This is a genomic window from Shewanella indica, from assembly GCF_002836975.1.
Classification (GTDB): domain Bacteria; phylum Pseudomonadota; class Gammaproteobacteria; order Enterobacterales; family Shewanellaceae; genus Shewanella; species Shewanella indica.
In genome coordinates, this window is sequence record NZ_NIJK01000027.1 from 371,904 (window position 1) to 382,256 (window position 10,353).

A 10,353-nucleotide genomic window follows, 5' to 3' on the forward strand; every position below is an offset into this window, starting at 1 on the left:
GTTTACTCCCTCCCCTGACGGATACGCTCTTCGCGGGACATGCGTCCGTTGAAGCTGCTGTTATTGGTATTTCTTTGGCTGCTGACGGCATCCACATGCTGCTCGGGTTCCTGCTCCGCTTTAGGTTTAGGCTTATCTTCCTGAGACATCAGCTTATCCAGCGGCAGATACATCAGGTTGCCGTTATTTTTGGCATCTATCAGTACCTTGTTGGTATCACTGAACACCTGCTGCATTGCATCGATATAGAGACGATCACGAGTAACCTCTGGGGCCAGCTTATATTCAGGCAGCAGCTTGTTGAACTTGGCTACAGCACCTTCTGCATCCTGAACAACACGCTCTTTATAAGCGCGGGCATCCTGGCTGATACGTTCCACCTGACCACGGGCCTTAGGTTCGATTTCCAGCTGATAAGCTTCGGCCTGACGGATATAGGTGTGCTCGTCTTCCTGTGCTGAAATTGCGTCATCAAAGGCATCTTTCACTTCTTCCGGCGGTCTGGCCGGCAGGAAGTTAACGTCTTCAATCTGCAATCCCAGATTGTAAGGTGCAATGATACGTTCAATCTCGGCGCGGGTGTCATCACGTACCTTGGCACGCCCGGTTGTCAAAATATCATTCATCTTTGAATGACCTATGACATAACGCAACGCACTGTCGGTGGCTTCACGCAGGCTCGAGTTAGCATCAACGGCACTAAACAGATACTGGTAGGCATCTTTCACCTTATACTGCACATCAAGCTCGACCACGACCATATTTTCATCGGCGGTCAGCATGCTGCCTGAAGCGGGAATAGAGCGCACCGATGCAACATCTACCGGTAAAACCGTATCGATAAAGGTGGCTTTCCAGTGTAAGCCAGGACCAACTTCGCCGACGTGTTCACCGAAACGCAGCACTACGCCCTGCTCCGCTTCCTTGATAGTGTAGAAACCGGAAAAACCCCATACTGCCAGGGCAATACCTGCAACTATGGCCAGTGTTCCCATGCTGAAGCCTGAACCACCGTTGCCCTTGCCGCCAAAGCGTTTGGCCAGATTGCGAAATACATCGTCCAGATCCGGTGGCCCCTTGTCGTTGCCACCTTTGTTTCCCCAAGGATCATTACCCTTGTTACCGGGCTCGTTCCAAGCCATTTAACTCTCCATAAGTGGATGAATAAACGAGATTATTAACAAACTACTTTATCAATCTCGGGTTCGAGGATAAAGGTTTCCAACTCACCTTGACTCTGCTTAACCAGCCGATGCCAGTCCGGCTGTGGTAAACGAACAGACAAGATACAGTTCCCCAGGTCGTCATACTCTTTCTGCTGTATCGCATCCAGTCGATAAAACTGGCCAAGATAATGCCCGGCTGTTGCCGGTATTCTCAAGCTAAGCTCAACTATGGTAGCTGCGGTCAGTTGATCCACCGCCTGCTTGAGAAGATCCAACCCCAACCCTTGTTGTGCCGAGATCCACACTCTGTATGGTCGGCCTTCAGGGTCGAAATCTATTTTGGGGCCTATCTCTTCCAACAGATCTATCTTGTTGCAGACCAGAAGCTGCGGAATATCATCGGCCTCAATCTCTTTGAGCACTTCTTGCACCTGCTCAAAGTTGTCATTCATATTGTCGTCGGCGCAGTCCACCACATGCAGCAGGAGATCGGCCTGACGGGTTTCCTGTAATGTCGCCTTAAACGCCGCTACCAGTTCATGGGGCAAATGACGAATAAACCCCACAGTGTCGGCTAAAAAGACGGCGCCGTTGTCCAACTCCAGCTTACGAAGCGTTGGATCCAGAGTCGCAAACAACTGATCGGCGGCATACACCTCAGATGTTGTCAAAGCGTTGAATAGAGTGGACTTACCTGCGTTGGTATAACCAACCAGTGACACAGTAGCCAGGTCGCTTCGCTTCCTGGCACGACGGCTTTGTTCCCGCTGTTTGTCCACTTTCTCCAAACGGCGATTGATGGACTTGATCCGCCCCCGCAGCAATCGCCGGTCAGTTTCCAGCTGGGTTTCACCGGGGCCGCGCAAACCTATCCCGCCCTTTTGGCGTTCAAGGTGAGTCCAGCCCCGCACCAGGCGAGTCGACATGTGGCGCAACTGCGCTAGCTCCACCTGTAACTTGCCCTCATGGGTACGGGCCCGCTGAGCAAAAATATCGAGAATAAGTGTGGTTCTATCCAACACCCGGCATTGGCACAGAATTTCAAGATTTCTTTCCTGTGCAGGACTCAATGCGTGGTTGAAAATCACCACATTTGCCTCGGTCGCAGCTACCAAAGCTGCCAGTTCTTCCGCCTTTCCTGTCCCCAAGAAAAACTTGCGGTCAGGCGCCCGACGGCTTCCTGTTATCACCCCTACCGAACGCGCCCCGGCCGACTCGACCAAGAGTTGCAATTCAAGAAGGTCTTCCCGACTGTCTTCATCGGAAAAGTCGATATGAACAAGTACTGCAGTTTCTCCCGCCTCATAGCGATCAAACAAGAAGTGAACTCCTTAACTTATTACTGTTCGCTGCTATCATCGTGCTGCGAGTTATAGTTCTGCTGACCACCGCCCTGATGATTGCTCACATTAAATGGACGAGAAGGCACAACAGTTGAAATGGCATGCTTATATACCATCTGGCTAACCGTGTTTTTCAGCAAGATAACGAACTGGTCAAAAGATTCCACCTGTCCCTGCAACTTGATACCGTTGACCAGGTAGATGGAAACAGGAACGCGCTCACGGCGTAGTGCGTTCAGGAATGGGTCTTGTAAAGATTGCCCCTTAGCCATGTTTTTATTTCCTTTTTTTAATTTATATAGTACTAACAAAAAGCTTTCTTGTTCGGTTTGAGTATTATACAGCTAGGGCTATTAAGCTAGCGGCAGTAACGCATAAGCTGAACTAAATTCCCTTGCGCCCCACTCTCCAGCCAATTCAACTCCGGCCATCCTCGCAACCATGTTAATTGACGCTTTGCCAATTGCCTAGTAGCAGCGACGGCTTTTTCGACCATAGTATCATGGTCAAATTCACCCTCCAGATATTGCCAACACTGGCGATATCCAACACAGCGCATCGAGGGCATATCCAGGTGTAGATCGCCCCTTTGCTTCAGCTTGGCCACTTCATCAGTGAATCCAGCCTGCAGCATCTGCATAAATCTTGTCTCTATCAACCCATGCAGCGTTTTACGCTCCTGTGGCGCAATAGCAAACTGCACCACATCATAGGGAAGCTCAGGCGATTTAGCCTGAGTCAATTCGGTCAAACTCTTACCGCTGATACGATACACCTCCAGTGCCCGTCCAAGACGTTGTGGGTCATTGGGGTGAATGCGTGCGGCCGAAACCGGGTCAATCCGCGCCAATTTCTGATGCAGCACTTGCCAGCCCAGTTGCTCGGCTTCTTGCTGTATCTGGGCCCTTATCGCCTCATCGGCACTGGGAAGTGGCGATAAGCCTTGCAATAATGCTTTAAAATACAACATGGTGCCACCCACCAAAAGCGGGGTTTTTCCCATATTGACGATCTGCTCAATTTCCTGCAGACAATCGCTGCGAAAATCAGCAGCTGAATAGCTTTCGCTGGGATCACGGATATCTATCAGCCTATGCGGCCCGCGAGCCAACTCTTCCACGCTGGGTTTGGCGGTACCTATATCCATTCCCCGATAGATAAGAGCCGAATCTACCGAGATGATCTCGCAGTTATGATGTTCGGCGAGTTCCAGCGCCAACGCTGTTTTTCCTGAGGCGGTCGGCCCCATCAATGTCAGCACTCTTGACTGTTTCGCCTTACTCACTGCCTTCTTCTTCCAACCATTGCTGCCAAGGCAATACCTTAGCCAGCTGTAAAATTTCTTGCCGAGCTTGCTCGTCCAATGCAGAGATCCCCTGCCATATCAATGGTGCCGAAACAAAGCTACTCAAGCTGCTCTGTGCCAGCCAATTGGCCAAGGCCGCTTCCTGGGGTGGCTCAAATCTGAGCCATTGCAGCAGTTCAGGGATCAAGCTAGCCAGCTGCGTGTCCCTCAGATATGGGGGCACTTTTTTGATTATCAACTGTGAATGACGAATACTGAGATCCAGCCCCAATTGCCTCAGCAGAGTCTCCCTTTCCTCCAGCAATGCCGGCCATTCCGGATCGGCATCAACAGCGACCGGCATCAACAATGGCTGACCGGTCAACCCGGTAGGAAAGCGGGCGACAATCTCATTATATCTCAATCGCTTGGCAGCAGCTTTCACCTTTAGCAGTTTAAGCTGCTCATTCTCGACCAACACCCAGTGCTCGCCATCCAGCAGGGGCGGCATCACGGCCACATTTGCTTCAGGACTGGTTTCATTAACCACGCCAGGCGTCGCCAACAAGGCGCCATAACTACTGATGGCCGACCTGGAGGGGGCTGCGGCTCCCTGACGGGGACCGGCACCAGAATATGAACCCGATGCCTTACCGCTTAAAGGAGCTCTATCGCCATATTGGCTTTGATATCCAGCGCTGCCGCCACTTGGCTCGGGCTCGCGAAAACGCGGCTCGGCACGGCTGCCATCTATCATCCCACCTTGGTTGAAGCTTGTGGCAGCGGCGTCTGAGCTCACATCAATGGGCGCAGCATAATCTGTTTGGCTTAAATGCGGATTAACGTCATCGACCGGCAGTTGCTGTGCTTGCTGCAGAGCAGAGCTCAAGGCCTGCAGGATATAATCGTGCACATATCTGGCCTGATGGAAACGCACCTCATGCTTAGCAGGGTGCACATTGACATCTACCTGATGGGGGTCCAGCTCCAGCATCAACACATAACCGGGCTGTTCCAACTCGGCCAAACCGGCAAAGGCCTGCCTGACTGCATGGTTCACCAAACGGTCTCTAACCAAACGGCCATTGACATAAAAATAGTGAGTATCACAAGGCTCAACTTGCCAGGGTGACTGCAGGTAGCCACTCAGACGCATGTCATCATGCTGACATTCCACCCTCAACGCTTGCTCGGCAAACGGACGACCACAGACCTGAGCCAGCCTTTGCAGATATTGGGCTTCATTCTCTGCCGGACGATAGTTGCGCACCTGTTTGCCATTGTGTTTCAGCGTCAGGTGAATTTCCGGCCGAGCCAACGCAATCCTTTTCAGCCACTCATCAATATGGGTGAACTCTGTCTTGTCACTCTTGAGGAAACGTCTGCGCGCCGGAGTATTGAAGAAGAGATCCACCACTTCAATACTGGTGCCCACGGGATGGGCCGCAGGCAGTATCTTGACCCCCATATCAGCACCTTCGGCATAGGCGAGCCAGGCCTCGGATTGTTCGGCCGTGCGGGATGTCAGGGTCAGGCGGGAAACCGAACTGATACTGGCCAGCGCCTCACCTCTAAAACCAAAGCTGAGAATGGCTTCAAGATCGTCCAGTGTATGCACCTTGGAAGTGGCATGACGGGACAGTGCCAGTGCCAGTTCATCCTTAGTGATACCAGCGCCGTTGTCCTGAATTCGAATAAGCTTGGCACCGCCCTTATCGATTTCAATATCGACCCGGGTTGCACCGGCATCCAGGCTGTTTTCCACCAGCTCCTTAACGACGGAGGCCGGCCTCTCTACCACTTCGCCCGCCGCAATCTGGTTAGCCAGTTGTGGGGGTAATATCTGAATTGCCATCTCTTCCTCAGGCTCTGGGGATAACCAGTTGCTGACCTATACGCACTACATCCGATTTCAAGTTATTGGCTTTCTTGATATCGGCCACCGACACCTCATAACGATTGGCGATTACCGACAGAGATTCGCCTCTAACAACCTTGTGTTTAATCGCGCCCTGCTTGGCCAGCATGGTTCCGGCCGGCGGATTGGCTTCAAAATACTTGAGTACACCTTTATGAATCGCCTTGGCCAGTTTGTCCTGATGGTTGGCATTACTGAGCAACCTCTCTTCTTGAGGGTTGGAGATAAAACCTGTTTCCACCAGAATGGACGGGATATCCGGCGATTTGAGCACCGCCAGACTCGCCGACTCGGGCTTGTGCTTGTGCAGTTTAGTCACCTTGCCCAAACCAGAAAGAATATCGCTGGCCACAGTGTGACTCATCGCCATGGATCTATCCATCGACATATCCAGCAAGGTCATCGCCAGATACTGTTCATTATCGGTATTTTGAATAATCTCACCGGCACCGCCGAGCAGCTCTGAATGTTTCTCTTTCTGCTCCAGCCAACGGCCGATCTCGGTATTGGCCCGCCGCATGGAGAGCACCCACACTGAGGCGCCTCTGGGCTGAGGTGAGGTAAAGGCATCGGCGTGGATAGAGATCAGCAAATCGGCTTTACTCTGACGCGCCAGTTCCGAGCGACGGTTCAGGTTAACAAAATAGTCGCCGGTACGGATCATCACGGCTTTAAGTCCGGGAGTCGCATTAATTTTCTTTTCCACTCGTTTGGCAATCGCCAATGACACCTTCTTCTCGTACAGACCGGAAGGCCCGATGGAACCTGGATCATCACCACCATGGCCGGCATCGATAGCGATAATCACATCCCGCACCGCTTCAGTGGCTGTCGGGGTCAGCCTGGCTTTGGCCGAAGTGCTCTTGTCATCAAGGTCCACCACCAAACGATTGCCGTATGGTGCGGTTGGAGGCAGAGAGAACAGATTAGCCTTGGCGGCCCGTTTGAGATCTATGACTAGCCGCAGCGTGCCTTTCTCCGGCGGTTGGCTCAAACGCACCTTTTTGACCAAGGGGCTGTTGTTTTCAACTTTTTCCAGCTTGACGCCATTGGTGCTCTTTTTCAGATCCACCACAAGTCTGTCAGGGTTGCTCAGCGTGAAATAGCTATAGTCAGGCGCCTGACTTAAGTCAAAAACTACCCGAGTCGACTCGGGCGCCGCCCAAATACGCACTCCGTCGAGTTTATTGGCCGCCAAAGTCGGCGCCGCCATTACCCAACAGATAATAAAAAAAGTCAGTTTAAATAAGATGTTATTAGTCTTTACCATTGCTTGTTATTTTTCTTAATAGCACCTTACCCTTGTCGGAATCGGCTTGCAGAGAAATTTCGCGACCAGTATTAGCATATTTGATATGCAGATGTATATCGGCAGCGGGCAAGCATCCCATCCCCTGTTCCGGCCATTCAATAATGCAAAGGCTGCGCTCGTTGAAGTAATCCCGGATCCCCATAAACTCCAGTTCTTCGGGGTCGCTGAGTCGATAAAGGTCAAAATGATATACTTCGATTCCTTCAAGCTCATAAGGTTCCACGAGTGTATAGGTCGGACTCTTAACTGCACCTTGATGACCCAAGGCCTGAATTAAGCCACGACTGAAAGTCGTTTTGCCGGCACCCAGTTCTCCGGTCAGATAAATGGTCAACGGCGCACTGATCAAGGCCGCCAATTGCCGCCCTAAGGCGACAGTTTGAGTCTCATCTGCCAATTGCAGAGTCAAGCTGTGTTCGATAGTCATTTAAGTGTGGATCCACGCCTTACATTGGCCCGTTAAGCTTACAAGTCAGTGTTTACCAGATGGCGGATCCAGGGCATAAGATCGCTGGCAAGCATGCCTCTCTCCCCGTCACGGGCAGCAAGGTCGGCTGCGCCGCCGTGAACTATCACCCCTGCCACAGTCGCGCGGGTGTTGTCCAGTCCCTGAGCCATCAGCGCGCCGATTATACCAGATAACACGTCGCCGCACCCACCGCTGGCGAGCCCGGGATTCCCCACTGGGGCAACAAACAGCTGTTTACCATCATAAATGAGAGTACCCGCGCCCTTGAGCAGTACCACACCGCCATATTGAGCCTGCAGCTTTCTAACCGCTGCAAACCTGTCGGCTTCGATATCAGCAATATCCGTTGCCAGCAACCTGGCGGCTTCCCCCGGATGAGGAGTCAAAACCCGATTGTCCTGGGAGCGTTTCTCCTGGCTCAAGAGATTGAGTGCATCCGCATCCAGCACGCAGGGCTTATCGCTAAGACTGACCGCCTTGAACAGATTATATCCCCAGTCGGCGCGGCCAAGCCCAGGCCCCAACACCAGTACCTGTGCCCAGCCAAGGCGCAGATAAACCTCCATATCCACCAGTTCACAGCCCCAGAACATAAGTTCCGGCCTGTTGGCATTGACCGTAAGTTGATGCTCCGGCCGGCTCACCACAGTCACCAAACCGGCACCGGCCCTGAGACAGGCTTCACCCGCCAGCCTGACGGCCCCTCCCATACCATAATCGCCGCCTATAACAGTAACCTTGCCCGACTTGCCCTTGTGACTGTCCCTTGGGCGGGCATCGAAAAGCCCCTTGAGGTACTCAGTGCCGACTCTGACCACATCCGAAGGCGGCAGATAATCACTTAGTCCCAAGTCAACAAAATGCAGCTCGCCGCAGCAGTGCCTGGCTCTGCCGGTCAGCAGCCCTTGCTTAAGGGCCGCAAAGCAGAGTGTCTGCTCGGCTTCGACTGCCGCCCCAAGGGCTGCGCCGGTATCTGCATCTATACCGGAAGGCAAATCCAGACTCAGCACCTTGGCCCTTGTCGTATTTATCTGGGCTATCATGTCGGCGGCTTCCGGCCGGACATCCCCCTTGAGACCGGTTCCCAACAAGCCGTCCACTATCCAATCGTATTCGGCAGCGGTTACCTCTGATACCTGAGCCACCTCCGGCACGGATTGCTGCAACTTATTCCAGGCTTGCTCCCACTCAGTGCTGGGCTGACTGGCGGGAAAGATAAACAGACTGGCATTGAAACCCGAGTTCAATAACCAGCGCAAACAAACCAAGGCATCGGCGCCATTGTTTCCCTGCCCGGCGATGACCAGCACCCGGCTGCCAGGGGTCAATTTGACCGCCAATGCCTCAAAGGCGGCTTTCCCGGCCCGCTCAACCAACTCGTAGAGACTGCCCTGCCCGGCCGCCACCCAGTCCAACTCGGCTTGGCGCACGGCCTTGGCGCTATACAGCTGACGGGGCATATCTGACAAATCCTGGGCCATATCGATTCTCCTATCTCCTGACTGACAGATACTGATGACTTGTTAACTCGAAAAAAACACTCGCTCACTAAACTTATGCTGTGGCAAAGGATGCCGGAGGGAAGCACAGGAATGATGCTACTGACACTGCTTATTTTAATACTCTGCGTATTACTGCTGGGATTACCCTTTAACTGGGTATTTCCCTGGTTCTGGCTCCTGGCTCTCTGCGCCTTATTGGTCGCCGTCGGCATCTTTCGGACGCTGACGCTACCGATAAAAAATCAGCATGAAGACTGTGATAATTGATAACACACTAGCAGTAAAGTCAGTGAGTATTTATGACTTGAATCAGAACAAGTTGATAAAAATGAAAAAGCCCGGTCTGGGCCGGGCAGAACTAACGGCAGACCCAAGCAGATCCGCCAAGTCTGGGAGAAGTTAAATATCGTCCATACGTATAGTACTGTGCACCAGTCGTTGCTGCTGGATCTTCTCGACCCGCACCAAGTCTTCCAATGCCCCTTTCACCTCGGCCGAAGCCGACGAACCGGCAGTTTTTTCCAGTAAGGCAATCAAGCGGTTTTCCAGATCCAGATGCAGATTCAGCACATCATCTTCTGTCATATTGGCCGCCAGCATGGTATCGCGGCAGCGCTTGCCGAAGTCCTCAAACACAATGTCTTTGTACCAGGTATCGAGGATCTTGTTTGGCGCATCATCGATATAGTTTTCAAGAGTTTCAGCAATATGTTTCTGATGCTGTTCAAAATATTCCAGCATTAGTTTGACCCTGGATGAGTCGGCCTGAGTGTGTAATCTATGATAGAGCTGAGCCATATCAAGACGACATTTCGCTATAAATTCAAGGAGTTCACGTAACTGTTGAATACGCATCTGCCTATCTCCATTCTTCTGCCGTCAACGGCACAATTCAATTCGGTATGGAGACATTATGGAAGTAAAAAAGGTGGGAATATTTGAACAAGGTCATAAATCAGTGCTTACAAATGTCGCTATATTAGACAAAACGCAAGAAACCTGCGGCAGATCACGAAAAGCACTTTTTAAGGATTTTGAGGGGGAAATAAAGATTGGAGCGACATATCGGGTTCGAACCGATGACCTGTACCTTGGCAAGGTACCGCTCTACCAACTGAGCTAATGTCGCATCGCAATAATGCTTACACATTTAAAGACTGTGAGCGTCTGGAATTTGGAGCGACATATCGGGTTCGAACCGATGACCTGTACCTTGGCAAGGTACCGCTCTACCAACTGAGCTAATGTCGCATCACTTATCTGCTTCATCATCTAAATTGACAATCAACAAAGGTACCGACCTTCTGTTTTATCAACTGAGCTAATGTCGCATTGCAATAATGCTTCCACATTTAAAG

At 51.8% G+C, this 10,353-nt stretch carries 10 protein-coding genes and 2 tRNA genes; 1 reads left to right on the forward strand and 11 read right to left on the reverse strand.

The window, feature by feature from the left end:
* Window positions 1-2: 2 nt before the first annotated feature.
* The 8 genes from hflK to CX650_RS08705 form a co-directional block, all read right to left on the reverse strand.
* Window positions 3-1,142, reverse strand: coding sequence for an FtsH protease activity modulator HflK (gene hflK, locus CX650_RS08670; RefSeq protein ID WP_101057415.1), 1,140 nt, complete (start codon window positions 1,140-1,142; stop codon window positions 3-5).
* 35 nt (window positions 1,143-1,177) lie between these two features.
* Window positions 1,178-2,485, reverse strand: a complete 1,308-nt coding sequence (gene hflX / locus CX650_RS08675; protein WP_101095577.1) for a ribosome rescue GTPase HflX — start codon at window positions 2,483-2,485, stop codon at window positions 1,178-1,180.
* Between the two features lie 20 nt (window positions 2,486-2,505).
* The gene (gene hfq / locus CX650_RS08680) at window positions 2,506-2,781 is read right to left on the reverse strand and encodes an RNA chaperone Hfq (RefSeq protein ID WP_039035513.1); all 276 of its coding nucleotides are present in this window, start codon (window positions 2,779-2,781) and stop codon (window positions 2,506-2,508) included.
* A gap of 86 nt (window positions 2,782-2,867) precedes the next feature.
* Window positions 2,868-3,758 (reverse strand): tRNA (adenosine(37)-N6)-dimethylallyltransferase MiaA, encoded by an 891-nt coding sequence (gene miaA / locus CX650_RS08685; RefSeq protein ID WP_264184755.1) that lies wholly within the window; start codon window positions 3,756-3,758, stop codon window positions 2,868-2,870.
* Window positions 3,759-3,786: 28 nt separating this feature from the next.
* A complete protein-coding gene (gene mutL / locus CX650_RS08690) occupies window positions 3,787-5,649 on the reverse strand; it encodes a DNA mismatch repair endonuclease MutL (protein WP_101095579.1) in 1,863 nt (620 codons plus the stop codon).
* A gap of 7 nt (window positions 5,650-5,656) precedes the next feature.
* Window positions 5,657-6,982, reverse strand: a complete 1,326-nt coding sequence (locus tag CX650_RS08695) for an N-acetylmuramoyl-L-alanine amidase (RefSeq protein ID WP_101095580.1) — start codon at window positions 6,980-6,982, stop codon at window positions 5,657-5,659.
* The gene (gene tsaE, locus CX650_RS08700) at window positions 6,969-7,451 is read right to left on the reverse strand and encodes a tRNA (adenosine(37)-N6)-threonylcarbamoyltransferase complex ATPase subunit type 1 TsaE (protein ID WP_039035509.1); all 483 of its coding nucleotides are present in this window, start codon (window positions 7,449-7,451) and stop codon (window positions 6,969-6,971) included. The genes CX650_RS08695 and tsaE overlap by 14 nt, the downstream gene beginning before the upstream one ends.
* Window positions 7,452-7,489: 38 nt before the next feature.
* Window positions 7,490-8,974 (reverse strand): NAD(P)H-hydrate dehydratase, encoded by a 1,485-nt coding sequence (locus tag CX650_RS08705; RefSeq protein WP_101095581.1) that lies wholly within the window; start codon window positions 8,972-8,974, stop codon window positions 7,490-7,492.
* A gap of 111 nt (window positions 8,975-9,085) precedes the next feature.
* On the opposite strand from CX650_RS08705, the gene CX650_RS20020 reads away from it, so the two are divergent.
* On the forward strand, window positions 9,086-9,262 hold the full coding sequence (locus CX650_RS20020) for a hypothetical protein (protein ID WP_157823008.1): 177 nt from the start codon (window positions 9,086-9,088) through the stop codon (window positions 9,260-9,262).
* A 132-nt stretch (window positions 9,263-9,394) separates the two neighbouring features.
* On the opposite strand, the gene CX650_RS08710 is transcribed toward CX650_RS20020, so the two are convergent.
* From CX650_RS08710 to CX650_RS08720, 3 genes are all read right to left on the reverse strand, one after another.
* A complete protein-coding gene (locus tag CX650_RS08710) occupies window positions 9,395-9,850 on the reverse strand; it encodes a ferritin family protein (protein ID WP_039035507.1) in 456 nt (151 codons plus the stop codon).
* A gap of 198 nt (window positions 9,851-10,048) precedes the next feature.
* Window positions 10,049-10,124, reverse strand: a tRNA-Gly gene (locus tag CX650_RS08715).
* Between the two features lie 46 nt (window positions 10,125-10,170).
* Window positions 10,171-10,246 (reverse strand) — tRNA-Gly (locus CX650_RS08720).
* Window positions 10,247-10,353 lie beyond the last annotated feature (107 nt).